This is a genomic window from Agromyces sp. S2-1-8 (assembly GCF_021129215.1).
GTDB classification, from domain to species: Bacteria; Actinomycetota; Actinomycetes; order Actinomycetales; family Microbacteriaceae; genus Agromyces; species Agromyces chromiiresistens.
Genome location: NZ_JAJOLP010000001.1, coordinates 3,419,586 through 3,445,186, shown reverse-complemented (window position 1 = coordinate 3,445,186; position 25,601 = coordinate 3,419,586). Strand labels below are relative to the sequence as shown.

Here is a 25,601-nt window from a genome sequence, read left to right as displayed (position 1 = left end):
CCGCTCCTGCAGAAGCCTGACGCACTACAGCGTGTTGCCGAGCTTGAAGCCGTGCTCCTCGTCGCCCCGGCGCGTGTATGAGAAACCGTCGGCGCCGATCGTGACGGCCATCTCCGACGAGTCGGTTCGGGCGACGACGGGCTTGGGGTTGCCGTCGAGGTCGAGCACGAGGGATGCCTCGGTGTACCAGGAGGGCACGACCGGGTTGCCCCACCAGTCGCGGCGCTGGTTGTCGTGCACGTCCCACGTGACGACGGGGTTGTCGGGGTCGCCCGTGTAGTAGTCCTGCGTGTAGATCTCGACGCGGTGGCCGTCGGGGTCGCGCAGGTACAGGTAGAACGCGTTCGAGACGCCGTGGCGGCCCGGCCCGCGCTCGATCGCGTCCGACCGCCGCAGCGCGCCGAGCTTGTCGCAGATCGCGAGGATGTTGTGCTTCTCGTGCGTCGCGAACGCGACGTGGTGCATGCGGGGGCCGTCGCCACCGGTCATGGCGGTGTCGTGCACGGTGGGCTTGCGGCGCATCCACGCGGCGTACACGACGCCCTCCGCGTCCTGGATGTCCTCCGTGACGCGGAACCCGAGCGACTGCATGAAGTTCACCGCGCGGGGCACGTCGGGCGTGACCTGGTTGAAGTGGTCGAGGCGCACGAGCTCGCCCGGCGTGTGCAGGTCGTAGCGCCACGAAAGGCGCTCGACGTGCTCGGTCTGGTAGAAGAACTCGTACGGGAAGCCCAGCGGGTCCTCGACGCGCACCGAGTCGCCGATGCCCTTCGTGAAGCCCTCCGCGCGGCGCTCGACGCGGCATCCGAGCTCGGTGTAGAACGCGACCGCCTTGTCGAGGTCTTCGGGCGTGCGCACGCGGTACGAGAACGCGGCGACGGCCGCGATCTCGCCCTGGCGCAGCACGAGGTTGTGGTGGATGAACTCCTCGGTCGAGCGCAGGTAGATCGCCCGGTCGTCCTCCTCGGTGACGTAGAGGCCCAGCACGTCGACGTAGAACTCGCGCGAGGCGGCGAGGTCGGTGACGACGAGCTCCATGTACGCGCAGCGCAGGATGTCGGGGGCGGGGACCGAGGGCGTCGGCACCGGGTTGTCGGTGTGGATCGGGGCCTCCTGCGAAACGTAGAAGCCGGAGGAGGTGAGGGTCATGTCGTCGCGGTTGGTCATTTCAGCGTCCTTGCTCGGGTGGGTCGTCGGGATCGGCGCGGCTCAGCGGGGGTCGGGGTCGTCGAGGTCGGATGCCTCGTGCACCTGCTGCTTGCCGAAGGTGGGGTTGTGGGGTGCGCCGAGCGTGATGTGCACGCTCTGCTGGTCGGTGTAGAAGTCGATCGAGCGGTAGCCGCCCTCGTGGCCGAGCCCCGATGCCTTGACGCCGCCGAACGGGGTGCGCAGGTCGCGCACGTTGTTCGAGTTGAGCCACACCATGCCGGCCTCGACCGACTGGGCGAAGTTGTGCGCCCGCTTGAGGTCGTTCGTCCAGATGTAGGCGGCGAGCCCGTACTTCGTGTTGTTCGCCAGGGCGAGGGCCTCTTCCTCGGTGTCGAAGGGCGTGATCGCCACGACCGGGCCGAAGATCTCCTCCTGGAAGATGCGGGCGTCGGGCGCGACGTCCGCGAAGACGGTCGGGGCGACGTAGTTGCCCGTCGGGAAGCCCTCGGGGCGCCCCCCGCCGGCGACGAGCCGGCCCTCGGTCTTGCCGAGCTCGACGTAGCTCATCACCTTGTCGTAGTGCTCGGGGTGCACGAGCGCACCGACCTCGGTCGCGGGGTCGTGCGGGTGTCCGACCTTGACGCGCTTCGCCTGCGCCGCGTAGCGCTCGACGAACTCGTCGTAGACCTCGCGCTGCACGAGGATGCGGCTGCCCGCGGTGCAGCGTTCGCCGTTCAGCGAGAACACGCCGAAGATGCATGCGTCGATGGCGATGTCGAGGTCGGCGTCGGCGAAGACGACGGCGGGGCTCTTGCCGCCGAGCTCCATCGACAGGCCCTTGAGGTACGGGGCGGCGTTGCCGAAGATCAGCTGGCCGGTCGAGCTCTCGCCCGTGAACGAGATGAGGGGCACGTCGGGGTGCTTGACGAGCGCGTCGCCCGCGTCCTCGCCGAGGCCGTTCACGAGGTTGAAGACGCCCTTGGGCAGGCCCGCCTCCTCGAAGATGCCCGCCCAGAGCGACGCCGAGAGCGGCGTGAACTCGGCGGGCTTCAGCACGACCGTGTTGCCGGTCGCGAGGGCGGGGCCGAGCTTCCACGACTCCAGCATGAACGGGGTGTTCCACGGGGTGATGAGCCCGGCGACGCCGATCGGCTTGCGGTTCACGTAGTTCATCTGCTTGCCGGGCACCTTGAAGGCGTCGTCGGCCTGGGCGACGATCAGGTCGGCGAAGAAGCGGAAGTTCTCGGCGGCGCGGCGGGCCTGGCCGAGCGCCTGCGTGATCGGCAGACCCGAGTCGAACGACTCGAGCTCGGCGAGACGCTGGTCGCGCGACTCCACGAGGTCGGCGATCCGGTGCAGCACGCGCGACCGCTCGCGGGGGAGCATCCGCGGCCAGGGGCCCTCGGTGAAGGCACGACGCGCGGCGGCGACGGCGCGCTCGACGTCGGCCTTCTTGCCGGCGGCGGCGTGCACGTACGTCTCGTTCGTGACGGGGTTCAGCACCTCGAAGGTGTCGCCGTCGATCGAGTCGACGAACTCGCCGTCGATGTAGTGGCGGATGCGGTCGGGCAGGCCCTCGGGCGTGTGGTCGGTCATCTGTTGCTCACCTTCGTGTGGTCGTGGATCCGCCGGTCGGGCGGTCGGTCGGGCGGGCCTGCGCGGCCCGCAACGGGTCAGGGGGTCGGTACCGGGTGCCGCAGCTCGGCCTGGTGCTCGAGCACGGCGTCGAGCGTCGCGGTGCGGTGCGCACGCGCGGCGAGCTCGATCTCGAGGGGAGCGGCGCCCGCCTCGATCAGGGCGACGATGCGCTCGTGCTCGTCGACCGATTCGTGCGCGCGCCCCGGCACGAAGCTGAACGACGAGTCGCGCAGCACCTTCATGCGGTTCCAGCCCCGGTGCACGAGGTCGAGGATGTGCGGGTTCGGGCACTCCTCGTAGAGCACCGCGTGGAACTCGAGGTTGAGCTCGGTGAACCGGTGCGGGTCGAAGTCGTCGAGGCTCCGGCGCATGCGCTCGTTGATCTCGCGGGCGCGGTGCAGGTGCGCGGGCGTGAGCGCGGGCGCCGAGAGCGCAGTCGCCGCGCCCTCGACCAGGGCGAGCGTCTGCATGGTGTGCAGGTACTCGGTCTCCTTGATCAGCGCGACCTGGGCGCCGACATTGCGCTCGAACGTCACGAGCCCCTCGGCCTCGAGTCGCCGGATCGCCTCGCGCACGGGCACGACGCTCACGTCGAGCTCGGCCGCGATCGGGCCGAGCACCAGGCGGTAGCCGGGCACGAAGCGCCCGTCGTCGATGCGCTCGCGGATGAACCGGTAGGCGCGCTGCGACTTCGACTCGGTGCTCATCGCGCGGCCTCCGCGGCGGCGGCCTCGGCCGAGCGAGTGGCCTCGAAGCGCGCCCGCCACTCGGCGTTCATGGGGAACAACCCGTCGACGGACGCCCCACCCGCGACCTGCTCGGCGACCCAGGCGTCCTCGGCCTCCTGCGCGGCCGCCTCGGCCGCGACTTCCGCGGCGATCGCCGCCGGGATCACGAGCACCCCGTCGCCGTCGCCGACGATGACGTCGCCCGGCTGCACGGCCGCACCGCCGCAGGCGATCGTGACGTCGGTCTCCCACGGCACGTGCCGGCGGCCGAGCACGCTCGGGTGCGGCCCCTGGCTGAACACGGGGATGTCGAACTCGGCGACGGCGTCGAAGTCGCGCACGCCGCCGTCGGTCACGATGCCGGCGGCGCCGCGCACCTGGGCGCGGAGCGCGAGCACGTCGCCCACGGTGCCGGTGCCGCGCTCGCCGCGGGCCTCGACGACGAGCACCTCGCCCGGCGCGACGGTGTCGAACGCGCGCTTCTGCGCGTTGAAGCCGCCGCCGAACTCCTTGAACAGGTCGGGGCGGAACGGGATGAAGCGGAGCGTCTTCGCGGTGCCGACGATGCGGTCGCCCGGATGGTTCGCGAACACGCCCTCGATGAAGACGTCGTGGTAGCCGCGCTTGCGCAGCGCCGCCGAGACGGTCGCGACGGCGGCGCTCGAGAGGAGCTCGCGCACCTCGTCGGTCAACGCCGCAGGGGATGGCTCGGGGGCGGCGCTCGCCGCGGCGGCCTCGTCGCTCGCGGTCGGTGCGTCGAGCGGGCTGGCCTTGCCGGCGGCGACGGCCGCGGCGTGCTCGGCCTCGCTGCCCCACGCCTCGATGCGCTGCGCGTCGTCGACGGCGGGCTTGGTGCCGAAGTCGCCGAACGGGGCGTCGCCCTGCGTCACGGTCGTGACGAGACGGCCCGTCGAGGGGGCGCCGGGTGCGAGCGGGGCGTCGACCTCGACCTCGACGACGTCGCCGGGAACGACGACCGACGAGCCGGCGGGGGTGCCGGTGAGGATGACGTCGCCCGTCTCGAGCGTCATGTGCTGCGAGAGGTCGGCGACGAGGCGCCCGAACGGGAACAGCAGGGTGTCGGAGGTGTCGAGCTGCACGAGCTCGCCGTTGACCCAGGTGCGCACCCGCCACCCGTCTTCGCCGGCGACGCTCGCGGGGATCGCTGCCGGCCCGATCGGCGTGAAGCCGTCGCCGCCCTTGTTGCGCACGTTCGAACCCTTGTCGGCGGCGCGCAGGTCGTAGAGGCCGAAGTCGTTCGCCGCGGTGACCTGGGCGACGTGCCTCCAGCCGTCTTCGGGGGAGACGCGGCGGGCGGGCTCGCCGATGACGATCGCGATCTCGCCCTCGAAGGCGAGCAGCTCGGTGCCGGCGGGGCGCTCGATGGTGCCGCCGGTCGGGGCGAGCGAGGAGGCCGGCTTGAAGAAGTAGCTCGGCTGAGCGGGCGTGCGACCCCGCTGCGCGGCCCTCGACGGGTAGTTGAGGTGCACGGCGATGATCTTGCCGGGGGTCGGGATACCGAAGGTCATTGACGTCCTCGTCTCGTAATATCACAAATCATATACGATCTGCGGGGGCTTGTGAAGCGATGAATCGGCGGTCAGTAGCTCGCGCGCGGGGGTGTGCCCGAGGCATCCGAACCGGTCGTTCGCCGGGCGATGAAGCGGTCGGCGAGCGCCTCGGAGGCACGCGCGAGGATCGCGACGTCGGCGCCGACGGCGGCGAACGAGGCGCCCGCCGCAAGGTAGCGCTCCGCGTCCTCGGCGACGAACGCGTTGATGCCGACGGGCTTGCCGGCCGCCTGCGCCGCACGGATCGCCGTCAGCGCGGCCTCGACGACGTCGGGGTGCGAGGGCTGCCCGAGCAGGCCCATCGACCCCGCGAGGTCGGCCGGGCCGACGAAGATCGCATCGACGCCGTCGACCGCGAGGATCTCGTCGACGTTCGCGACGGCGGTCGCCGACTCGATCTGCACGGTGAGGCTCACCGTCGCCGAGGCGCCGGCGAGGTAACCCTCGACGCGATTCCAGCGCGACGAGCGGGCGAGCGAGGCACCGACCCCGCGAATGCCGTGATCGGTCGGGCCGGGGCGGTGGCCCGAGGCATCCCGCTCGGTGCTCGTCGCCGTGCCGGGGTACCGCACGGCGCGCACCAGCCGGCGCGCCTGCTCGGCCGTGTCGACCATCGGTACGAGCAGGTTCTGCACGCCGAGGTCGAGGTACTGCTTGATGACGACCGGGTCGCCGATCGGCGGGCGCACGACCGGGGCGACCGGGTACGCCGACACCGCGTAGAGCTGGTGGAGGATGGTCTGCAGGTCGTTGGGGGAGTGCTCGGCGTCGATGAGCAGCCAGTCGACGCCGCTGCCTGCTGCGACCTCGGCGATGAGCGGGCTCGCCGAGCACACCCACATGCCGATCTGGGGGCGGTCGGCGGCGGCGACGCGGTCGGTGAACGTGTCGGGCAGGTTCAGGCGAATCGGCACGTGATCGCCCCCAGCTGTCCGTAGTCGGCGTGCACGGTGTCGCCGCGCTCGACCCACATGGGCCGGGTGAACGAGCCGGCGAGGATGATCTCGCCCGCCTCGAGCGACTGCCCGTGCTGGGCGAGCTTGTTCGCGAGCCAGGCGACGCCCATCGCGGGGTGGCCGAGCACCGCTGCGGCGACGCCCGACTCCTCGATCGTCTGGTTGCGGTAGAGGAGCGCGCCGATCCAGCGCAGGTCGACCTCGTCGACCTTCACCGGGCGGCCGCCGACGACCATCGCGCCCATCGCGGCGTTGTCGCTGATCGTGTCGACGATCGTGCGGCCCTCGAGCTCGAGGTGCGAGTTGAGGACCTCGAGCGCGGGCACGACGTAGGCGGTCGCGTCGAGCACGTCGAAGACGGTCGTGTTCGGACCGGCGAGCGGCTTGGCGAGCACGAACGCGAGCTCGACCTCGATGCGCACGTTCGAGAACCGGTCGAACTCGATCTCGGCGCCCGACTCGAACACCATGTCGTCGAGGATGACGCCGTAGTCGGGCTCGGTGATGCCGGTCGCGACCTGCATGACCTTCGAGGTGAGGCCGATCTTGCGGCCGACGAGCCGGGCGCCGTCGGCGATGCGCCGCTCGGCCCAGACCTTCTGCACGGCGTACGAGTCGTCGACGGTCATGCCGGGGTACCGCGCGGTGAGCCGCGGCACGATGGTGCGGTCGCGATCTGCGGCGACGAGTTCGTCGGCGATCTGCTCGATGGTGGACTGGTTCAGCACGCGGGCTCCACTTCGTCGTCGGGCGCTCAGCACGATCGTATACGATCCTGCGTCGCCGTCACAGGGCGAGAACGGGCGGGATGCCTCAGCGGGAGTTCACCCGGATGATCTCGTGCTGGTACGGGGCGATGACCGACCCCGAGATGCGGCAGTCGAGCAGCAGGAACGACCGCTCGTCGACCGGTCGGGCCGCCCACTCCGCGAGCGCATCGAGGTCGCCGAGCGTGCGCACGACGACGCCCTCCGCCCCGAACGCCGCGGCCGCGGCGGCGAAGTCGGCCTCGGGGATGCGCATCGGCGCCTCGGCGAGCCCCTTGAGCCCGTAGAGATTGACCTCGGCGCCGTAGGCGGCGTCGTTCCAGATGACGGCGATGCCGCGGCCGCCGGCGGTGCGCACGGCGGTCTCGAGGTCGGCGAGCGCCATCAGGCCGCCGCCGTCGCCCGAGGTCAGCACGATCGTCGATCCGGGCTTGGCCGCCGCGGCACCCGCAACGCTCGGGAAGCCCTGGCCGATCGACTGGAACGCGGTGCCGACCATCATCATGCGATCGGGCGAGGCGACCGGCCAGTACATGTTCGCCCACCCGATGAAGTGCCCGCCGTCGGAGACGACGACCCGGTCCTCGGGCAGCAGCTCGGCGATGCGGCGCGCGGCCGAGCGCGGGTCGAGGCGACCGTCGGCGGCGAGTTCGTCGCCCTCGTCGTAGCGGCGCAGCGCGGCCGCGTCGATCGTGTCGCGCCAGCCGCTCGGCTCGGCGCCGAGCACCGCGAGCTCCCCGACGATCGCCCGGGCCGCGAGCGCGGCGTCGCCGCGCACGTAGCCGCCGACGTTGGGATGGGTCGCGGCGGGCGCGACGTCGACCTGGAACACCCGGGTGCCGGGCGCGAAGAGCTCGCCGAAGCGCATCGTGAACTGGTTGAGCGAGGCGCCGAACACGACCGCGACATCGGCGTCGTGCACGAGTGCCATCGCCCCGTCGGCGCCGAACCCGCCGGTGACGCCGAGGTCGTACCGACCGTCGGGGAAGACGCCCCGTCCGAGCGCGGTCGACGCGGTCACGGCGCCGGTCGCCGCGGCCAGCTCGCCGAGCGCCTCGCCGGCGTCGGCGAGCCACGCGCCACGACCCGCGAGCAGGAACGGCCGGCTCGCGCCGGCGAGGGCGCGGGCGATCTCGGCGATCGTGCCGCGGGCGTATTCCCCGGCCGGCCCGAGCGGTGCGGGATGCTTCGGGGCCGGTGCCTCCACGAGGGGTCCGGCCTCCGCCGCCGCGACGTCGTACGGGATCGCGAGCACGACCGGCAGGCGGTACGCGAGTGCATGCTCGACCGCGATGACGGTGGTCGCCGCGGCGTCGGTACGACCGACGGTGTAGGTGCGAGCGCCCACCGCGGAGGCGAGCGCGATCTGGTCGACGTCCCACGGGCGCGGACCGGAGGTGGGCTCGTCGCCGACGACGAGCACGAGCGGCACGCGGGCCTGCGCGGCTTCGGCGAGCGAGGTGAGCGTGTTCGTGAAGCCGGCGCCGTACGTCGACGTCGCAGCCGCGAGGCGCTTCGAAGCACGGTAGTGGGCGTCGGCGGCCACGACGCCGCCCGCCTCGTGGCGGACCGCCGTGAACGAGGCATCCGTCTCGCGTTCGAGTGCGTCGAGGAACCAGGCGTTGCCGTTGCCCATCACCCCGAAGACATGGTCGACGTGGGCGGCGAGGGCGTGGGCGACGTGGGCGGAGACGTTGGGCATGGCGAAGCCTTTCGAGACGGTGACGGACGTGATCGATTCCGTATGTGTCTCGCGGCAGGGGCCCGCTTCGTGCCCATTTTTCGAGCACCGGCGCGAGTGTCGCGCCTGGACGAGGACGAGTATACGACGGCGGCCGGGCCCGGGCCGACCGGCCCGGGCCCCGCCGCCCCGGTCAGATCCGCGCCTGCTTCGCAGCCAGCGGGGTGGGCTGCATCGGCTGGTCGTTCGCCGTGAGGTCGATGCCGAGGTCGCGGGCGTAGACGACGCGCGTCGCGATCGACACGTCGTCGCCCGACTCGGTGAGCTCGAACACGCGGCCGCCCCGCATGCGGTTGCGCTCGGCGCCCGGCAGGCCGTACGCGCCGAAGCCGGTGCCGGGCGCGTACCCGAGCAGCACGCCGTAGTAGTCGCCGACGTAGTCGTTGACGTGGTCGTGGCCGACGAAGACGCCCTTCACGTCGCCGCGCTCGAGGATCGCGTTGTACATGCCCGAATTGATGGGGCCGGGGCACTCGTCCTCGTTGCGCTCGCCGACGATGCCGTGCCGCGCCTTGCCGCGTGCCGCGTCGGCGGCCGTACGGGTGTCGACCCCGCCCCACCACATGAACCGGTGCTCCCACAGCGCGATGTGGACGAACATGAGGCCGGGGAGCTTGCGGCCGAGCCGCTGCTCGAGGCGCTGCGACTCATCGCGGTACCACGCGACCTGGTCCATGCGCAGCCAGTCCCAGGTCGGGTAGCCGGTGAAGTCCTGGCCGTTGATCGAACCCGGCGCGTAGCGGCCGGAGTCGAGCAGCCACAGCGCGAACGCGTCGCGGTTCTGCTTCGCCGACGAGGCGATCGACACGAGCGTGTTGCCGGTGCCGGTCACGTCGGCGATGTTCGCGGCGTTCATGTTGTAGTCGTACGACCGGTAGAACTCGAGCATGCCCGCCTCGTCGACCCCCGACTGCGGCAGCGAGTCCTCGTCGTGGTTGCCGTAGGTGACGGCCCAGGGGATGCCGCGGCTCTCCATCGGCCAGACGACGTTGTTGATCGCCTGCTTCACCGCGAGGCGCGTCTCGCAGCCGCCCGTGATGACGTCGCCGTTGATGACGACGAAGTCGGGCTGCTCCTGGTCGAGGGTCTTCTCCATGAGCTCGACGGTGCGCCGGTCGGTGAGCTCGTCGTCCTGCGTGTCGTTGAACTGGACGACCTTGAACGTGCCGTCGGAACGGAACCGCAGGCTCGGCCCGCTCGTGCTCGGGCGCCCGGCGGGGGAGCGGCGCGGGCTCGTGGTCGCGGCGTTCGCGGCTCCGGCCGGCAGCGCGGCGCCGACGGCGCCGAGCGCTCCGGCGGTGATGACGGCTCGGCGGCTCACGGGCAGTCGGTCGGGCATGGTCTGGTCTCCTGTTCGTCGGAAGGGCGACGGTCGCCGCTCGCGACGGTACGGCTCGGGGATGTCGCGGGCGCGACCTGCGGGTGAACGAAGCCCTCGTCCCGACGCGCGAGAGCGCCGACGCCCTGAGGGCGCCGGCGCTCCGAGGCATCCGTGCTCAGCCGTTGACGACCTGCGGAACCGACACCGCCTTCAGGCCCTCGACACCGAACTCGAGTCCGTACCCCGACTGCTTCACGCCGCCGAACGGGATCATGGGGTGCACGCCGCCGTGGGAGTTGATCCAGACGGTGCCGGCCTCGAGGCGCGCGGCGATCTCGCGAGCGCGGTCGCGGTCGCCCGACCAGACCGAGGCGCCGAGGCCGACCTCGACGTCGTTCGCGAGCCGCACGGCCTCGTCGATGTCGGAGTAGCGGACGATCGGCAGGGCGGGGCCGAACTGCTCCTCGAGGACGAGCGGGTTGCCTGGGTCGATGTCGGCAACGAGGGTCGTCGGGTAGAAGTGGCCCGCCTGCTCGCGATCGGGTTCGCCGCCGACGAGCACCCGGGCTCCCGAGGCCTTCGCCGCCTCGACGAGGCGGTCGACGACGCCGAACTGCATGCGGTTCTGCAGCGGACCGAGCACGTTCTGCTCGTCGAGGCCGACGCCCATGGGCATCTGCTCGGCGACGGCGGTGAGCGCTGCGCAGACCGCGTCGTAGACGTCGTCGTGCACGTACAGGCGCTTCATCGCGGCGCACGTCTGCCCGGTGTTGATGAATGCGCCCCAGAAGAGGCCCTCGGCGATCGCCGCCGGGTCGACGTCGGGCAGCACGATGCCGGCGTCGTTGCCGCCGAGCTCGAGCGTGAGCCGCGTGAGGTTGCCGGCGGAGGCCTCGATGATGCGCTTGCCCGTCGCGGTCGAGCCGGTGAACATGATCTTGCCGAACTCGGGGCGGGCGACCATCTCGGCGCCGATCGCGCCGTCGCCGGCGACCACCTCGAGGACGCCCTCGGGCAGCACCTCGTTCATGACCGCGGCGAGGGCGAGGCCCGAGAGCGTCGTGTACTCGCTGGGCTTGGCGACGACGGTGTTGCCCATGCGCAGCGCCGGGGCGATCTGCCAGATCGCGATCATCATCGGCCAGTTCCACGGCGTGATCGCCGCGACCGTGCCGACGGGGCGGTAGCGCAGCTCGGCGTAGGTCTCGCCGTCGTCGACGACGACCTCGCCCGGCAGCGGCGTCTCGGCGGTCGCGCGCAGCCAGCCGACGCACGCGCCGACCTCGAAGCGGGCGTTCGGGCCGTTGAGCGGCTTTCCCTGCTCGCGCGAGAGCACTCGCGCGAGCGGTTCGGCGGCGGCCTCGATCGCATCGGCGACCCGGTGCAGGGTCGCCTTGCGCTCGTCGTCGTCGAGCGCGGCCCACGCGCGCCGGGCGTTCGTCGCCCCGGCGATGGCGCGGTCGAGATCGGCCGTGCCATGCACGGGCACCGTGCCGATGAGCTCGCCGGTGGCTGGGTCGTGCACCTCGCGGCCCGGGCCGTCGGCCGGGGCGATCGCGGCGAGCAGTCCTGCTTCGCTGTCCATGGGGTCTCCTTCTCGGGTTCGTCGATCGGTTCGTTCGGTGGTCGTGGGCTCAGTGCGCGCAGTCGCAGGCGGCGCCGGTACCGCAGCAGCCCGAGGCATCCGCACGGCCGGCATCGGGCAGGTCGAGCGCGGGGTTACGGTCGAGGAAGCCGTGGGGCTTGAACAGGAATCCCGAGTAGTCGACCGGCATGATCGGCCAGTCCTCGGGGCGCGGGAGGTGGGTCGGCCCGAACACGTGCCAGAGCACGAGGTCGGTGCCGTCGAGGTCGCGGTCCGCCTGCTGCCACGCGGGGATGCCCGCGCCACCCGCGTGGGCGTTCGGGTAGTCGCCGGCGGGGAAGCGCTCGCCAGGGGAGTAGGCGGTCGCCCAGAGGTGCTTCGTGGCGAAGTTCGCCCGGCCCCACACGGTCGAGTCGGGCTGCGCGAGCAGGGTCGACTTGCCCTCGGGCACGAGCCAGAACGCGGTGGGCCGGCCGACCGCGTTGCGCCGCGAGGCGCTCGCGACCTGCCACACCCGCGAGGTCGCTCCGTTCGCGAGGCGGCCGGCCTCGGACTCGCGCGTGATCGGGGTGACCCGCCAGGTGAACGCGTTGCCGTAGGGATTCTCCGGTCCGGTCGGCACGCCGACCGCGTCGATCTCGGCGAGCGTGTTGTCGTCGCCGTCGACCGACACGTCGAGGCGGGCGCAGAACAGGTGCTGGTGCACCGGCGCGAAGAGGCCGGGCGCGATCTCGTTCGCGTGCGGGTCGTCGTGGCCGGGCTCGCCGGCGCCCGCGAACACGATGCCGGTGGCCTTCGCCTCCATCTGGATCGTGCCGTCGAGGTAGAGGTACCAGAAGAAGCCGTAGTCGTAGTTGCCGATCGTGGCGAAGTAGCTGATCACGAGGCGCCTGCTCCGCCGGACCTCGGGGCGCTCGCCCATCTCGTTGTGCTTCCAGAGGATGCCGTAGTCCTCCTCGTGCATGCACACGACGTTGGGCATGCGCACCGGGTTGCCGTGGTCGTCGGCGACGTGGGCGTCGAAGTAGTGGATGACGCCGAGGCAGTCGCAGCCGAGCTGCAGCGCGTTGGCGTTCTTGCCGAGCAGGTACTCGCCGGCGTCGAAGTAGCTGATCCAGAAGCGGGTCGGCGAGGTGTCGCCGTACGGCACCACCATCTCGGGAACGCTCGCACGGAAGAGCACGGGGCGGTGCTCGTCGCCGTCGCGGAAGGTCAGCTGGTGCAGCACGAGGCCCTCGCGCGCGTTGAACCCGACCCGGAACCGCCAGTTCTCCCACTCGACCTCGTTGCCGTCGACGTGGTAGCTCGGGCCCTCGGGCTGGGTGATCTCGATGGGCTTCAGGCTCGTGCGCGCGGGACCGGTCGACTCGGCGTCGTAGCGTCCGTCGAGGTCGGGCACGGCGGCGCCGTCGTGGTCCTCGACGCGGATCACCCGGCGCTCGGTGAGGTCGATGTGCACGATGAGGCCCTCGACGGGGTGCGACCAGTGGTTGTCGCCGGGCGAGTCCTTGAGGAAGGTGAGCGAGCGGATGACGCGGCGGCCGACCTCGTCGGACCGGTTGAAGAAGCCGGGGGCGAGCGGGCCGCAGAACGCGAGCCCGATGCGGTCGCCGAGGCCGCGACGCTCCATCGCGGCACGCCATTCGGGGGAGGACTTCACGATCTCGGCAGCGAGCTCGTACTCCTCGAACAGGTACTGCGGCTGCCCGTACGGCGGATGCTGCGGGTCGAGGTCGCGCCACTCGTCGATCTCGCCCGTGGTGAGGTTCACCACCGCTTCGGCCGCGCGGCCGCTGTCGAGCTCGAGGAGCGTGTAGCGCAGCCGCCGCTCGACGACGTCGCCCGACGTGAAGCCGGCGACGACCGCCTTGTCGGGTTCCTCGGGCGAGACGTTCGGGAACCGGGTCTGTTCGCCGACCCGGCCGGCCTCGACCAGGATTTCGCGCCCGCGCTCGAACTCCTCCGCGGTCGTGAGGTCGAGCGGGTGACGCACCTCGGTCGGGGCGACGGTGAGCAGGTCGTGGTGGTGCATGGGTCCTCCAGGGGGTCGTGATCAGTCTTCGCGCGGGGCGCGCAGGCGTCTTGTCGTTCCGGGCGCGGTGGTGTGCCGTGCGCGCACGGGTCGGTACGGGTACGGGTACGGGTACGGGGGCGGGTGCCGGCCGGTTACCGCTCGGCGCGGACCGCGCTGGGCGATCGGTCGAACTCCGCCCGGAACACCCGGCTGAAGTGCGCGGCGTCGGCGAAGCCCCATTCGCTCGCGATGCTCGAGATGGAGCGCTCGTCGAACAGGGGGTCGGCGAGGCGTCGGCGGCACTCCTCGAGGCGTCGGCGGCGCACCCAGCCCGAGACGGTCGCGCCGTGCTCGTGGAAGAGCGCGTGCAGGTGGCGGGGCGAGATGAAGTGCGCCGCGGCGAGGCTGCCCGGGTCGAGCTCGGCCGAACGGAGGTGATCGTCGATGTACCGCGTGACCTCGCCGAACAGGCGCGCTCGCGGGCTGGTCGATACTCGGGCGACGGCCAGCTCGTTCGACAGCATGGCTGCGACGAGGTCGACGCTCGTGCGGGCGAGTCGGTCGCCGCCGGGCCCGGCGACGAGCCCGAGGTTGCCGGCGAGGTTCGCGAGGTGGGGCACGACGACATCGCCGAGGCCGCCCGCGTCGCCGAGGGAGGTCGCGGTGAGCTGGCCGACGGCGTCGTGGGGAAGGTCGAGCGCGTGCGCCGGGAACATCAGCACGAAGGTGCTCGACCGCTCCTCGAAGGCGAGCGAGTACGGGTGGTCGGTGTCGTAGATCACGAGCGACCCGGGCCGCAGCACCGTCTGGCGTCCGTGCTGCACGAGGAGGCCCGTGCCCTCGAGCTGGAGGCCGACCTTGTAACAGCGTCGCGGCGAGTCCGCGATGAGCCTCGGGGTGCGCTCCACGAGGTGCTCGTCGGCCGAGACGATCGAGCAGTGGACCTCGCCCGCGGCGACGTGGCGGATGCCGCCCCCGAACGGATCCGGGCGGCCGGTCGTCACCCGGAGCGGCACGAAGGACTCGCTCACCGCCGTGCGGAATCGCGGGAAGTCCAGGCTCCCCGTCGTCGTCGCTCGACCCATCGCCACATTCCTCCTCGAACCGCCTCGATGGTTGCGAACACCATAGGACTATCCATTTGGATAGTCAAGGGTGGCAGGCGATGCGAGCGGGCGTCCGGTGAGGTTCTGGACGTGGCGCTCGGCGAGGTCAGCCGGCCCCCGCGTGCTCCTCCACGAGGCGGCGGATGCGGGCCAGCACTCGCTCGGCGTCGGCGTCGACCCCGAGCACGAGGCTCTTGAACACGAGCCCGTCGAGGGCGAACCAGATCACCTCGATGAACTCGTCGTCGTCGATGCCGAGCTCGATGAGACGATCGCGGGTGGCCCGTCGATATGTCTCGTAGTACTGCTCGACCGCGGGCCGAAGCTCGGGCCGGCGCCGCGACTCGAGCAGCAGCTCGTACTGGAACGCCTGCACCGCCGTGCTGAGCGAGGCGAGCGAGGCGAGCCCCTCGGCGAAGTGCGCCGCGTCGCCCGGCGCGCCGCGATCGGCCATGTTCGTCTCGCGCAGGCTCTCGTCGACGGCGTACGAGAGCGCCTCGGCGATCAGCTGGTCGCGGGTGCCGAAGTGATGGCGGACGAGCCCGTGCGAGACGCCGGCCTCGGCCGCCACCGCCCGGTAGGTCAGCGCGCGCAGGCCCGAATCGGCGACGACCGTGATCGTCGCGGCCAGCAGCGCCTGGCGGCCCGGGGTCGTCGGGGGCGGCGCGGGTGCCTTCTCGGGGACGAGCGCTGGGGAAGAAGGACGTTCACTGCTCACAGCGAGCACGATAGCGGCCCGACGCCGTCGCGGGGCCCCCGTGCCGGGGTGGTCAAGCACCGTGCGCCGCCGGTCAAGACGGCGCGGGAGCGGCGGGGCAGTATTGCGTCCACCCCGTCCCCCGTCGAACACTGGAGTTCACATGAGTGCGAGCACGCTCCCAGAGACGATCGAGCCCGAGCGCCGGACCCGCGGCCGTCTCGGCGTTCCGGCGATCGTCGTGCTGATCATCGCCGCGTCCGCCCCGCTGACCGTCATCGCCGGCGGCGCGACGACGGCCTATTCCGTCACCGGCTCCATCGCGGTGCCCGTCGGGTACCTCGTGCTCGCCGCCGTGCTCGCCGTCTTCTCCCTCGGCTACGCGGCCATGAGCCGGTTCATCACCAACGCCGGCGCCTTCTACGCCTACGCGGCGCAGGGTCTCGGGCGCCCGGTCGGCGTGGGCGTCGCGCTCATCGCACTCGTCGCCTACAACTGCATGCAGATCGGCATCTGGGGCATGTTCGGCTTCCAGGTGTCGGTGCTCGTCGGCGAGAAGCTCGGGCTCGACGTGCCGTGGTGGGTCGGCGTCGTCGTGTTCATCCTGGTCGTGGGCCTGCTCGGCGTGAACCGGGTCGACCTCTCGGCCAAGGTGCTCGGCGTCATCGTCGTGCTCGAGTTCGTCGTCGTGACCGTGTTCGACGTCGTCGCCTTCGCGAACCCGGCCGGCGGCTTCACGGCGGCGCCCATCTCGCCGGCCTCGCTCCTGCTGCCCGGCATCGGCGCCGTGCTCGTCTTCGGGATCGCCGCCTTCATGGGCTTCGAGTCCGCCGCCATCTACGGCGAGGAGGCGAAGGACCCGAAGCGAACGGTCGCCCGCGCCACCTTCGCGGCCGTCATCATCATCGGCGTGTTCTACGCGATCTCGTCGTGGGCGCTCGCGCTCGCCGTCGGCACCGACAAGATCTCGTCGGGCGGCATCACCCCCGAGGAGGCCGGGCCGCCGCTCTTCTTCGCCTTCGTCGCCGAGCGCCTCGGCCCGATCATGGTCGACTTCATGTCGCTGCTGTTCATCACGAGCCTCTTCGCCGCGCTCGTGAGCTTCCACAACGCCGTCGCCCGCTACGGCTTCGCGCTCGGCCGCGAGGGCGTACTGCCCGCCTGGTTCGCGAAGGTCCGGGAGCGCAGCGGGTCGCCCTGGGCCGGCTCGATCGCGCAGTCGATCGTCGCGCTCGCCGTGATCGCGGTGTTCGCGGTCGCGGGCGCCGGCAGCGAGCTCGGGCCGCTGTTCCCCGTCGTCACGCTCTTCAACTGGCTCACCAACACGGGCGCGCTCGGGCTCGTGCTGCTGATGGCGGTCGTGTCGCTCGCCGTCATCGGCTACTTCCGCCGCGACCCGCGCGACGTCGGGGTGGGCTCCCGCCTCGTGTCGCCCGTGCTCTCGTTCCTCGCGCTCGCGACCGTGCTCGTGCTCATCGTGCTGAACTTCAACGTGCTGCTCGGGCAGACCGACTCCGACCTCACGACGTTCCTCCTGCCCGCCCTCATCGTGCTCGCCGGCGTCGTCGGCATCGTCTGGGGGCTCGTGCTGCGCCGCCGGCGCCCCGAGGTCTACCGTCGCATCGGCCACGGGGCGGAGGGTGCGTCGGCCGAGCACCTCGGCTGACGCGAGACGTCACGCACTCGCCCGCCACGGCATGATGGACGCATGAAGACCGTGCAGCTGCGCCGCTACCAGATCGTCCCGGGCGAGTACGAGGCGTTCGTCTCGTGGTTCGAGGAGAAGATGCCCCCGGTGCGGCGCGCGACCGGCTTCGAGGTGGAGTTCGCCTACGGCGTGCCCGAGGCGAACGAGTTCGTGTGGGCGGTCAGCGTGCCCGGCGACCGGGCCGAGTTCGAGCGCGTCGAGGCGGCCTACGTCGTCTCGCCCGAGCGGGCGGCGGCGTTCGAGGGCATTCCCGAGCGCATCGCCGGCAAGCAGATCGGCTACGTCGACGACGTGCGGATCGGCTGAGTCCGACCCTCGAGTCGCCGCGAGCCGCGCCGGCTAGCGCCTTGCGGCTCTCGGCGAGGCATCCGGTTCGCCTTGCGCCGCCGCGCGGGCACGGCCGACCGCGTCCATGCCGGCGACGGCCTGCGCGAACCCGCGGTGGCCGCGTGTCGTGAACGCTCCGATGAGGTTCGCCACCGCGAGTGCGGGGCCGATGATGGCGAACGCGCCCGGCAGGAGCGACGCGATCGAGTAGCCCCCGATGCCGGCGAGGAAGCGCAGCAGGCGCCACGCCGCAGCAGGCCGGCGGCGCTCGGTCGCCTCGATGAGCACGACGCGCTCGCCGATCGTCACGCCGCCGGCGAGCACCGACACGGCCTGCGCGGCGATCGCGACCAGGCTCGTCGCGAGGGCGACGACTTGGGGGTCGAGCCCGTCGGGCACGCCGTCGGCGAGCACGTACACGATCGCCATCACTCCCACGGCGAGGCCGTAGCCGGTGAGCCACAGGGTGACGAGGTCGACGAGCATCGCGAGGAGGCGCCGGCCGGCCGTGACGGGTGAGGCGTCGTCGGCAGCGTCGGGCGACGACGGGGCATCGGAGCGCCTCCGCCACGGACGGAGGGCGGCCGCGGCGATGAGCGAGCCGAGCACGGCCCCCGCCGTGTTGGTCGCGAGGTCGCCGGTGTCGAACAGGCGGTACGCGCACGGAAACAGGCCCCACACGCCCGTGAGTTGCGTGAGCTCGATCGCGAGCGACACGAGTGCGCCCGAGACGGCCGCGACGAGGATGCCGCGGTCGAAGAGCGCCCGCACGAAGAAGCCGAGCGGCAGGAACAGCACCAGGTTGAGCACGAACTGCTGGAACGCCGCGTTGCGCAGCAGCGACCCGCCCTCCTCGGCCTGCAGCCGTGCGATGTCGGTGACGACCGCGAAGGGGTTGAGCTCGACGCCGACGCAGTCGTACGGCCCGTCGGGCAGGGGAAGCAGGGTGTACGCCCAGAGGCCCATGACGTAGAAGAGCAGGGCGATCCAGCCGAGCATCCTCGCGCCCGAGAACCCTCCGCGCCGGCGGTAGCTCAGCGCGACGAGCGGCACGAACACGAGCACGAGCAGGGCCGAGCCCACGAAGAGCGCGACGATCCCCGGCATGATGCGATCCACGAGACAGCAGTGTACGGAGGTCGCGCGCCGTCGCCGCACCGTCGCGCCGTGTTGCATCCGTTCGACGTCATGTACAGCAAGCGTGCATGAATGTCCACGTATGATCGAGACATCCCCGGAAAGAATGCGGCCAGCGCTGCCCACCGGCAGACGCAGTCGCACGACCCTGGTCGACGACGCCCACGTACGCTCGGCCGAGAAGGAAGACCGTGAGCCACGAGTTCGACGCCCGCCGTGCCGAATGGATCGCCAAGGAGGAGCTCGCCGAGCGGATGATTCCGCTCATCGGCGGCCTGTACCGAGACCACGGGGTGGTGACGTCCATCCACGGCCGCCGCCTCATCAACCGCTCCGCCATCGAGCTGCTGAAGGCGCACCGCTTCTCGCGCCAGGCCGGCGACGTCGAGCTCGAGCTCGCCGACACCATGCGCGTGCTCGAGGCGCTCCGCGAGATCCAGCCCGGCCCCGCCTCGATCGACATCGCCCGCATCGTCAGCCGCTACGCCGACGCCCGGGCGACCGGCGACTCGCGCGAGCTCGTGGACTTCGTGCGCGCCGAGATCGCGCCCGTCGCGGGCGGCGCCTCGCCCGAGGCATCCGGCACCGATGTCGTGCTCTACGGCTTCGGCCGCATCGGGCGCCTGCTCGCCCGCATCCTCATCGCCCACTCGGGCGGGGGCCAGGGGCTGCGCCTCCGCGCGATCGTCGTGCGGAAGGGCAGCGACAACGACCTCATGAAGCGCGCGAGCCTGCTGCGCCGCGACTCGGTGCACGGCCCCTTCGCCGGCACGATCGAGGTCGACGAGGAGAACGACACGATCCTCGCCAACGGCACGCTCATCCAGGTCATCTACTCGAACGACCCGGCCACGATCGACTACACCGAGTACGGCATCGACGACGCGATCGTCGTCGACAACACCGGCCGCTGGCGCGACGAGGCCGGCCTCAGCCAGCACCTGCAGTCGAAGGGCGTCTCGCGCGTGCTGCTCACCGCGCCCGGCAAGGGCGCGATCAAGAACATCGTGCACGGCATCAACACCGACGACATCACGGACGCCGATCGCATCCTCTCGGCCGCCTCGTGCACGACCAACGCGATCACCCCGGTGCTGAAGGCCGTCAACGACGCCTACGGCGTCGTGCGCGGCCATGTCGAGACGGTGCACTCGTTCACGAACGACCAGAACCTCATCGACAACTTCCACAAGGGCGACCGCCGGGGCCGCTCGGCGGCGCTCAACATGGTCATCACCGAGACCGGTGCCGCCAAGGCCGTGTCGAAGGCGCTGCCCGAACTCGAGGGCAGGCTCACCGGTTCGGCGATCCGCGTGCCCACGCCCGACGTGTCGCTCGCGATCCTCAACCTGCAGCTCGAGCGGCCGGCATCGAAGGCCGAGATCAACAGGTACCTCCGCCAGGTCTCGCTGACGTCGCCGCTGCGGCAGCAGATCGACTACATCGAGTCGCCCGAGGTCGTGTCGACCGACTTCGTCGGCTCGAATCGCGCCGGCATCGTCGACGGCCTCGCCACGATCGCCGACGGCACCGACGCGGTGCTCTACGTCTGGTACGACAACGAGTACGGCTACTCGTGCCAGGTCGTGCGCGTCATCGAGGCGATGGCGGGATCGCACCCGACCGTCTTCCCGGCACGCCGGCCGGTCGTGCTCGAGTCGCTCGAGCGCGAGGTCGCGCCCGTCGGCTGACCCCGGCTCCGATCGCGGATGCCCCGTGCGCGGGTTCGCGTGCGGGGCATCCGTCGTCCGGGGCGGGCGCTCAGGGTGAGAGCCGCGGCAGTGCGAGGGCAGCGACGAGGTCGTCGACGTCGGCATCGACGCGTCGGAACTCGAGGAACGGGCTGCCGTCGAATGCGGCGAGCTTCGCCTTCGTACCCAGCGACCCGAGCGGTGCGAGTTCGAGGATGGCGCCGTGCAGCAGGATCTCGGTGGCCACCTCGACGCCGATCAGCACCGGATCGGGCGGCGTCGCCACGATCGCCGCCTCGATCTCGACCGTGCCGGCTGCGTCGACCGTGCGCGGACCCGGGCCGCTCGAATGCACCTCGGCGAGGATGCGCCGAGCCTGCTCGAATTCCGGAGCGGCGAACGGGTCGGTGCCGTCGGCCGTGACCGCCCAAGCGGCGGAGTGCCGAGCAACGACGAGGCCGTCGTCGGCCCGGCCATCGATCTGGCCATGCGCCCTGAACCGGACGAACACGGTCTCGAGCGCCGAAAGCGCAGGCACGATGGCGAGTCCGCGGCGGCTGAGTCGGATCGTCCGGGGTTCCTCGTCGGGGTCGGTCGCGACCACACCGGAGAGGGACATGCACGGGCCCGGCCGGTCGATCACGGTCATTCCCGACGGCGCAACGGCCGGTGCTCCGTACGGTTCCGCTCGTACGACCTCCCATGTGACGAGCCAGCGGTGCAACTCGCGTTGCCACGCCGAGAATTGTGTCGCCCGTGACTCGGGCCGGGGGTCGCCGGGCTTCTCGGGCTGGATCGGGATCCGGCCCTCCCTCCAGTCGGCGAACGGCTGGAGGGGCGAGGGCGGTTCGGGCACTTCGGTGAAGGGATCCGGTTCAGGCACGGTCGTCCTCCGTCGGCGGCATCCCGTCGCGAAGACGGCGAAGTTCCGCGAGATCCGCCACGATCGCCTCGAGCCGGTCGGGCACGTAGCGGTAGTCGATGCATCCGCGGCCCGTCCTGCCGTCCATGCGGAGCCGGTTCGAATCGCCCTGTTCGAGCATGACCCATCCGTCGTGCACGAGGATGTCGGCGGACAGCCCGACGGCGATCTCGGGCGTCGCGCCGGCCTTCACGCGGATCGACGACTCGATGACGGCCTCCCCGTCGGCGGCGAGCCGCTGCGGCCCGCCGGCCGGATTGGTCGACGCCCAAGCGCCCGCGGGGCGCGCCTGCTGCCACTCGGCGGTGAGGAAGGGCGTCGCCGTGACCTCGTCGGCCACTGCTGCGGTGCGTGCCGTGTGCGCGACGACCACGGTGCCGTCCGCGGCACCGGTGAACCCGCCCGCCACGCGGAACCGGTAGTGGAGCCGCCCGTCGACCGTCGGTGCGGGCAGCACGACCTGTGACCGCCATCCGCTCCATGCGAGCATGGGCGAACCGGTGGCCGACAGCCAGCCGTTGTAGGCGAACCCGTTGCCGAGCTCGCGCGCCGTGAACCAGCCGACGTCGGAGGAGTGCACGTGCGACCCCTCGATGAAGGGAGGCAGGCAGATCGACCGCCAACCGTCGAGCCATTCGAGGATCGCCCGCTGCAGCTCCGAGAACCGGGTGATTCGAAGGTCGCGCACCGGTTCGGATCCGGTTGGCGGCCAGTCGGGACGGATCGGCGGAGTGCGATCACGGAGCCAGTCGGCGAGGGGCGCGAGCGAACTCGGCGGCTCGCCGGGGGTATCGGGGTGCGCAGGCATCTCGGACATCGTGAGCTCCTCTCGGCGACGCGACGCACGCTACGCGCCGGCTCCGCCACCGCCATCCGGGCGAGCACTGAACCCGACATAGGCTGGAGCCATGAGCAGCGAAGCCGTGATCGTCGATGTCGTGCGCACCCCGGTCGGGCGCGGAAAGCCGGGCGGACTCCTCTCGGGCGTGCACCCGGTCGACCTGCTCGCGGGCGTGCTCGACACGCTCGTCTCGCGCAGCGACCTCGACCCGGCCCTCATCGACGACGTCATCGGCGGCTGCGTCAGCCAGATCGGCGAGCAGAGCTACAACATCACGCGGAACGCCGTGCTCGCGGCCGGCTTCCCCGAGCACGTGCCCGGCACCACGATCGACCGTCAGTGCGGATCGAGCCAGCAGGCGGCGACCTTCGCGGCGCAGGCCGTCATCTCGGGCAGCGCCGACATCGTGATCGCCTGCGGGGTCGAGTCGATGAGCCGGGTGCCGCTCGGCACGAGCGCCGCGGGCGCCGACCCGTTCGGTTCGCGACTGCGTCACCGGTACCCCGAGGGGCTCGTGAACCAGGGCGTCTCGGCCGAGCTCATCGCCGCGAAATGGGGGTTCTCGCGCGACGAGCTCGACGCGTTCGCCGCGCACTCGCACGAGCTCGCGGCCGCCGCGGCCGAGTCGGGGGCGTTCGCGACCGAACTCGTGCCGGTGCCCGGCATCGACTCCCTCACCGACGAGACGGTGCGGCCCGGCACGAGCGTGGAGTCGCTCGCCGGACTCGACGCGGCGTTCCGCACCGACGAGCTCGCGTCGCGCTTCCCCGAGATCGACTGGCGCATCACGCCCGGCAACTCGTCGCCGCTCACCGACGGCGCCTCGGCCGCGCTCATCATGAGCGCCGAGCGCGCGTCGCAGCTCGGACTCGAGCCCCGGGCGCGGTTCCGCGCGTTCTCGGTCGTCGGCAGCGACCCGCTGTACATGCTGACGGGCGTCATCCCGGCGACGGCGAAGGTGCTCGGGCGCGCGGGACTGACGCACGACGACATCGACGCCTACGAGGTCAACGAGGCGTTCGCGTCGGTGCCGCTCGCCTGGCTCGCCGACACCGGGGCGGATGCCTCGAAGCTCAACCCGCGCGGCGGCGCGATCGCCCTCGGCCACGCGCTCGGATCGAGCGGCACGCGCCTGCTCACGACCCTCGTCAACCAGCTCGAGGCGACCGGTGGCCGCTACGGCCTGCAGACGATGTGCGAGGGCGGCGGCATGGCGAACGCCACCGTCATCGAGCGCCTCTGACCGACCCGCCCCACCCACCACCCACCACCCACTCCGGTTCATCGAGTGTTGCCGTTTCGACCGGGCGTCGCCGCGGCAGCGGAGACATCCGGTTCGAATGGAAACGCTCGGCGACCACACCAACGAAGGAGCACACATGGAACTCACCGGCGTATCCGCGATCGTCACCGGCGGGGCCTCCGGCCTCGGGCGTGCGACGGCGCGCGCCCTCATCGACGGCGGAGCCTCGGTCGTCGTCATCGACCTGCCCGGGCCCCGCGGCGAGGAGGCGGCCGCCGAACTCGGCGAGCGAGCCCGGTTCGTGCCCGCCGACGTCGCGAACGAGGCCGAGGTGCAGGCCGCGGTCGACGCCGCTTCGGCGATCGCGCCGCTCCGCGTGGCGGTCAACTGCGCCGGCATCGTGACGGCGAACCGCACGGTCGGCCGTGACGGTGCGGGCCCGCTCGACGCGTTCGAGCGCACGATCCGGGTGAACCTCGTCGGCACGTTCAACGTGACCCGCCTCGCCGCTGCGGCGATGGCCGCGAACGAGCCCGTCACCTCGTCGCTGCCCGGCGGACCTGCGACGGCCGAGCGCGGCGTCATCGTCAACACGGCGTCGGTCGCCGCCTTCGACGGGCAGATCGGCCAGGCCGCCTACTCGGCGTCGAAGGCCGGCGTCGCCGGCATGACCCTGCCGATCGCGCGCGACCTGTCGAAGCTGCTCATCCGCGTCATGACGATCGCGCCGGGCATCTTCGAGACGCCGATGATGGCCGGCATGCCGGACGAGGTGCGGGCCTCGCTCGAGGCGCAGGTGCCGCACCCCTCGCGGCTCGGCCACCCGACCGAGTACGCCGCGCTCGTGCGGTCGATCATCGCCAACCCGATGCTGAACGGCGAGGTGATCCGGCTCGACGGCGCGATCCGCATGCAGCCGAAGTAGGCGGGCGGCACTCCACGACGAGGATGCCTCGGGGCCGGCGATCGATCGATCGCCGGCCCCGAGGCATCCGGCTCTGCGGTGCTCAGGCCGCCGTGATGCGCTGCTGGGAGCGCGCCGCCTTGATGAAGCCTTCGATGACGTCCCACGCGGCGCCCGCGATCACGACCACGACGGCGATCGGCGCGATCACCTCGCCGGCATCGCCCCACGGCCACCCGACGGCCTCGAGCGCGGCGGGGTTGAAGAGCTGCCCGGTCGCGTAGAGCCAGAGGCCGGGCACGACCCACGCGGCGCCGAGCACGAGGTTCGCGCCGGCGAGGCCCCAGGTCCAGCCACGGAGGTACACGGCGACCGCGAACGCCGCCTCGAGCACGATGAGCACGAGGAAGTACGGCAGCCAGAAGCTCCACAGGGCGGGGTCGAGCAGGGGCATCGACGAGAGCGCGTCGACCCACGGCAGGCCGAACTGCTGCATGACGAGCAGCACGCCGAAGATGCCGAGCAGCACGAGCGAGGCGACGAGGTCGACGAGCCGGTTGGTGCGACCGTCCTCGGCGATCTGCGGCAGCATCTCGGGCTTCCACTCGAGGTCGATGCCGCGCTGGCCGGCGGCCGCGGGCGTGCGCTCGAGGATCGCGAACACGAGCGTCGTCCAGAAGCCGAGATGCACGGCGATCGAGAACGCGCCCGCAACGGCGCTGCCGATGACCTCGTCGACATCGGCGCCCGAGAGCAGCTGGCCGAGCGTGACCGCCGCGACGGCGATCGGGAGCACGACCGCGAGCAGGAACTTCAGCAGCCGCCACCAGACGAGGAAGTAGCGCGGCCCGATGAGCTGCAGCGGGCGGCCGACGTACTCGGCGGCGAGGGCGGCCGGGTCGCCGAGGGCGGTGAGGGCGGCGTGCTCGGCGTCGGCCGGCGTGCGCCCCTGCTCGACGAGCGCGTCGCTCGCGTCGCCGATGCGCTCGCGCAGCTCGCGCTCGAGCTCGTCGCGCTGGGCCTCGGGCACGCTGCGGGCGGCGGCCCACACGTAGCGGTCGGTGAGGGTGTTCGCGGTCATGATTCGTCTCCGTCGGTGAGGCCGGCGAGCGCGTCGTCGATGCGTCGCCAGTCGGTCATGAGGGTGTCGGCGAGTTCAACGCCGGTCGGGCTCGTGCGATAGAACTTGCGGGGCCGTGCCTCGTCGGTGTTCCACTCGCTCGTCAGCAGGCCCTGCTTCTCGAGGCGACGCAGCAGCGGGTAGAGCGTGTTCGCGTCGACGAGGATGCCGAGCGCGTTGAGCGACTCGAGCAGTGCGTAGCCGTAGTCGGGCGTGCGCAGCCGGACGAGGCAGGCGAGCACGACGGTGCCGCGGCGCAGCTCTTGCAGGTGCCCGGCGGTCGTCTCATCGGTGTTCATGGCTGATACGATACTGTGCGACACACACTAATGCAATAGAAACTTCATTGCGTGTGGTTGTCCCGGCCCGGTGCGCGACCGAACAGGCGCATCCGCGCGACCCGCCGTACCGCGCAGGTCTCGGCCCGGTGTGGCG

The 25,601-nt window shown here is 71.6% G+C and carries 22 protein-coding genes; 5 read left to right on the top strand and 17 right to left on the bottom strand.

Features of this window, described 5'->3' with window-relative positions:
- Positions 1-24: 24 nt before the first annotated feature.
- The 12 genes from hpaD to LR269_RS15630 form a co-directional block, all read right to left on the bottom strand.
- Positions 25-1,167, bottom strand: a complete 1,143-nt coding sequence (gene hpaD, locus LR269_RS15685; RefSeq protein ID WP_231431689.1) for a 3,4-dihydroxyphenylacetate 2,3-dioxygenase — start codon at positions 1,165-1,167, stop codon at positions 25-27.
- 42 nt (positions 1,168-1,209) lie between these two features.
- Complete coding sequence (gene hpaE / locus LR269_RS15680) at positions 1,210-2,745, bottom strand: 5-carboxymethyl-2-hydroxymuconate semialdehyde dehydrogenase (RefSeq protein WP_231431688.1); 1,536 nt, start codon at positions 2,743-2,745, stop codon at positions 1,210-1,212.
- A gap of 77 nt (positions 2,746-2,822) precedes the next feature.
- Complete coding sequence (locus LR269_RS15675) at positions 2,823-3,494, bottom strand: GntR family transcriptional regulator (RefSeq protein ID WP_231431687.1); 672 nt, start codon at positions 3,492-3,494, stop codon at positions 2,823-2,825.
- On the bottom strand, positions 3,491-5,044 hold the full coding sequence (locus LR269_RS15670) for a fumarylacetoacetate hydrolase family protein (RefSeq protein ID WP_231431686.1): 1,554 nt from the start codon (positions 5,042-5,044) through the stop codon (positions 3,491-3,493). The genes LR269_RS15675 and LR269_RS15670 overlap by 4 nt, the downstream gene beginning before the upstream one ends.
- Before the next feature lie 71 nt (positions 5,045-5,115).
- Positions 5,116-6,000 carry an HpcH/HpaI aldolase/citrate lyase family protein gene (locus LR269_RS15665; protein WP_231431685.1) on the bottom strand — a complete coding sequence of 295 codons (885 nt, stop codon included), beginning with the start codon at positions 5,998-6,000 and terminating at the stop codon, positions 5,116-5,118.
- The gene (gene hpaH, locus LR269_RS15660; RefSeq protein WP_231431684.1) at positions 5,985-6,770 is read right to left on the bottom strand and encodes a 2-oxo-hept-4-ene-1,7-dioate hydratase; all 786 of its coding nucleotides are present in this window, start codon (positions 6,768-6,770) and stop codon (positions 5,985-5,987) included. The genes LR269_RS15665 and hpaH overlap by 16 nt, the downstream gene beginning before the upstream one ends.
- 85 nt (positions 6,771-6,855) lie before the next feature.
- Complete coding sequence (locus LR269_RS15655) at positions 6,856-8,511, bottom strand: thiamine pyrophosphate-binding protein (RefSeq protein ID WP_231431683.1); 1,656 nt, start codon at positions 8,509-8,511, stop codon at positions 6,856-6,858.
- A 172-nt stretch (positions 8,512-8,683) separates the two neighbouring features.
- Entirely contained in the window at positions 8,684-9,889 is a 1,206-nt protein-coding gene (locus LR269_RS15650; protein WP_231431682.1) for a metallophosphoesterase family protein, read from the bottom strand.
- A gap of 157 nt (positions 9,890-10,046) precedes the next feature.
- Positions 10,047-11,456, bottom strand: coding sequence for an aldehyde dehydrogenase family protein (locus LR269_RS15645; RefSeq protein ID WP_231431681.1), 1,410 nt, complete (start codon positions 11,454-11,456; stop codon positions 10,047-10,049).
- A gap of 49 nt (positions 11,457-11,505) precedes the next feature.
- Entirely contained in the window at positions 11,506-13,488 is a 1,983-nt protein-coding gene (locus LR269_RS15640; protein WP_231431680.1) for a primary-amine oxidase, read from the bottom strand.
- 134 nt (positions 13,489-13,622) lie between these two features.
- A complete protein-coding gene (locus LR269_RS15635; RefSeq protein ID WP_231431679.1) occupies positions 13,623-14,555 on the bottom strand; it encodes a helix-turn-helix domain-containing protein in 933 nt (310 codons plus the stop codon).
- 127 nt (positions 14,556-14,682) lie between these two features.
- The gene (locus tag LR269_RS15630) at positions 14,683-15,294 is read right to left on the bottom strand and encodes a TetR/AcrR family transcriptional regulator (protein WP_231431678.1); all 612 of its coding nucleotides are present in this window, start codon (positions 15,292-15,294) and stop codon (positions 14,683-14,685) included.
- Between the two features lie 142 nt (positions 15,295-15,436).
- Between LR269_RS15630 and LR269_RS15625 the strand changes: the two genes are divergently transcribed.
- Positions 15,437-16,939, top strand: coding sequence for an APC family permease (locus LR269_RS15625; protein WP_231431677.1), 1,503 nt, complete (start codon positions 15,437-15,439; stop codon positions 16,937-16,939).
- A 42-nt stretch (positions 16,940-16,981) separates the two neighbouring features.
- Entirely contained in the window at positions 16,982-17,287 is a 306-nt protein-coding gene (locus LR269_RS15620; RefSeq protein ID WP_231431676.1) for a hypothetical protein, read from the top strand.
- A 33-nt stretch (positions 17,288-17,320) separates the two neighbouring features.
- On the opposite strand, the gene LR269_RS15615 is transcribed toward LR269_RS15620, so the two are convergent.
- Entirely contained in the window at positions 17,321-18,427 is a 1,107-nt protein-coding gene (locus tag LR269_RS15615; RefSeq protein WP_231431675.1) for a VanZ family protein, read from the bottom strand.
- Positions 18,428-18,636: 209 nt separating this feature from the next.
- Here LR269_RS15615 and LR269_RS15610 point away from each other — a divergent pair, with 209 nt between their 5' ends.
- Positions 18,637-20,136 (top strand): glyceraldehyde-3-phosphate dehydrogenase, encoded by a 1,500-nt coding sequence (locus LR269_RS15610; protein ID WP_308191660.1) that lies wholly within the window; start codon positions 18,637-18,639, stop codon positions 20,134-20,136.
- Positions 20,137-20,206: 70 nt separating this feature from the next.
- Here the strand turns inward: LR269_RS15610 and LR269_RS15605 are convergent, their stop codons facing one another.
- Positions 20,207-20,755: a hypothetical protein gene (locus LR269_RS15605; RefSeq protein ID WP_231431674.1), complete on the bottom strand. Its 549-nt coding sequence runs from the start codon at positions 20,753-20,755 to the stop codon at positions 20,207-20,209.
- 256 nt (positions 20,756-21,011) lie between these two features.
- On the bottom strand, positions 21,012-21,875 hold the full coding sequence (locus LR269_RS15600) for a hypothetical protein (protein ID WP_231431673.1): 864 nt from the start codon (positions 21,873-21,875) through the stop codon (positions 21,012-21,014).
- A 91-nt stretch (positions 21,876-21,966) separates the two neighbouring features.
- On the opposite strand from LR269_RS15600, the gene LR269_RS15595 reads away from it, so the two are divergent.
- Positions 21,967-23,142 (top strand): acetyl-CoA C-acyltransferase, encoded by a 1,176-nt coding sequence (locus LR269_RS15595; protein ID WP_231431672.1) that lies wholly within the window; start codon positions 21,967-21,969, stop codon positions 23,140-23,142.
- Between the two features lie 136 nt (positions 23,143-23,278).
- Entirely contained in the window at positions 23,279-24,067 is a 789-nt protein-coding gene (locus LR269_RS15590) for an SDR family NAD(P)-dependent oxidoreductase (protein ID WP_231431671.1), read from the top strand.
- Between the two features lie 82 nt (positions 24,068-24,149).
- Here LR269_RS15590 and LR269_RS15585 read toward each other — a convergent pair whose 3' ends face one another.
- Both LR269_RS15585 and LR269_RS15580 read right to left on the bottom strand, forming a co-directional pair.
- On the bottom strand, positions 24,150-25,127 hold the full coding sequence (locus tag LR269_RS15585; RefSeq protein ID WP_231431670.1) for a permease prefix domain 1-containing protein: 978 nt from the start codon (positions 25,125-25,127) through the stop codon (positions 24,150-24,152).
- On the bottom strand, positions 25,124-25,465 hold the full coding sequence (locus LR269_RS15580) for a PadR family transcriptional regulator (RefSeq protein ID WP_231431669.1): 342 nt from the start codon (positions 25,463-25,465) through the stop codon (positions 25,124-25,126). Before LR269_RS15580 ends, LR269_RS15585 begins: the two co-directional genes overlap by 4 nt.
- Positions 25,466-25,601: the final 136 nt, after the last annotated feature.

Bases quoted from the DNA above. Each gene is read 5' to 3' on its own strand.
- LR269_RS15595 (WP_231431672.1), top strand. From the start codon at position 21,967: ATGAGCAGCGAAGCCGTGATCGTCGATGTCGTGCGCACCCCGGTCGGG.
- LR269_RS15670 (WP_231431686.1), bottom strand. From the start codon at position 5,044: ATGACCTTCGGTATCCCGACCCCCGGCAAGATCATCGCCGTGCACCTC.
- LR269_RS15645 (WP_231431681.1), bottom strand. From the start codon at position 11,456: ATGGACAGCGAAGCAGGACTGCTCGCCGCGATCGCCCCGGCCGACGGC.
- LR269_RS15580 (WP_231431669.1), bottom strand. From the start codon at position 25,465: ATGAACACCGATGAGACGACCGCCGGGCACCTGCAAGAGCTGCGCCGC.
- LR269_RS15640 (WP_231431680.1), bottom strand. From the start codon at position 13,488: ATGCACCACCACGACCTGCTCACCGTCGCCCCGACCGAGGTGCGTCAC.
- LR269_RS15675 (WP_231431687.1), bottom strand. From the start codon at position 3,494: ATGAGCACCGAGTCGAAGTCGCAGCGCGCCTACCGGTTCATCCGCGAG.
- LR269_RS15585 (WP_231431670.1), bottom strand. From the start codon at position 25,127: ATGACCGCGAACACCCTCACCGACCGCTACGTGTGGGCCGCCGCCCGC.
- LR269_RS15625 (WP_231431677.1), top strand. From the start codon at position 15,437: ATGAGTGCGAGCACGCTCCCAGAGACGATCGAGCCCGAGCGCCGGACC.
- LR269_RS15600 (WP_231431673.1), bottom strand. From the start codon at position 21,875: ATGTCCGAGATGCCTGCGCACCCCGATACCCCCGGCGAGCCGCCGAGT.
- hpaD (WP_231431689.1), bottom strand. From the start codon at position 1,167: ATGACCAACCGCGACGACATGACCCTCACCTCCTCCGGCTTCTACGTT.
- LR269_RS15655 (WP_231431683.1), bottom strand. From the start codon at position 8,511: ATGCCCAACGTCTCCGCCCACGTCGCCCACGCCCTCGCCGCCCACGTC.
- LR269_RS15620 (WP_231431676.1), top strand. From the start codon at position 16,982: ATGAAGACCGTGCAGCTGCGCCGCTACCAGATCGTCCCGGGCGAGTAC.
- LR269_RS15605 (WP_231431674.1), bottom strand. From the start codon at position 20,755: ATGTCCCTCTCCGGTGTGGTCGCGACCGACCCCGACGAGGAACCCCGG.
- LR269_RS15635 (WP_231431679.1), bottom strand. From the start codon at position 14,555: ATGGGTCGAGCGACGACGACGGGGAGCCTGGACTTCCCGCGATTCCGC.
- hpaE (WP_231431688.1), bottom strand. From the start codon at position 2,745: ATGACCGACCACACGCCCGAGGGCCTGCCCGACCGCATCCGCCACTAC.
- LR269_RS15590 (WP_231431671.1), top strand. From the start codon at position 23,279: ATGGAACTCACCGGCGTATCCGCGATCGTCACCGGCGGGGCCTCCGGC.
- LR269_RS15650 (WP_231431682.1), bottom strand. From the start codon at position 9,889: ATGCCCGACCGACTGCCCGTGAGCCGCCGAGCCGTCATCACCGCCGGA.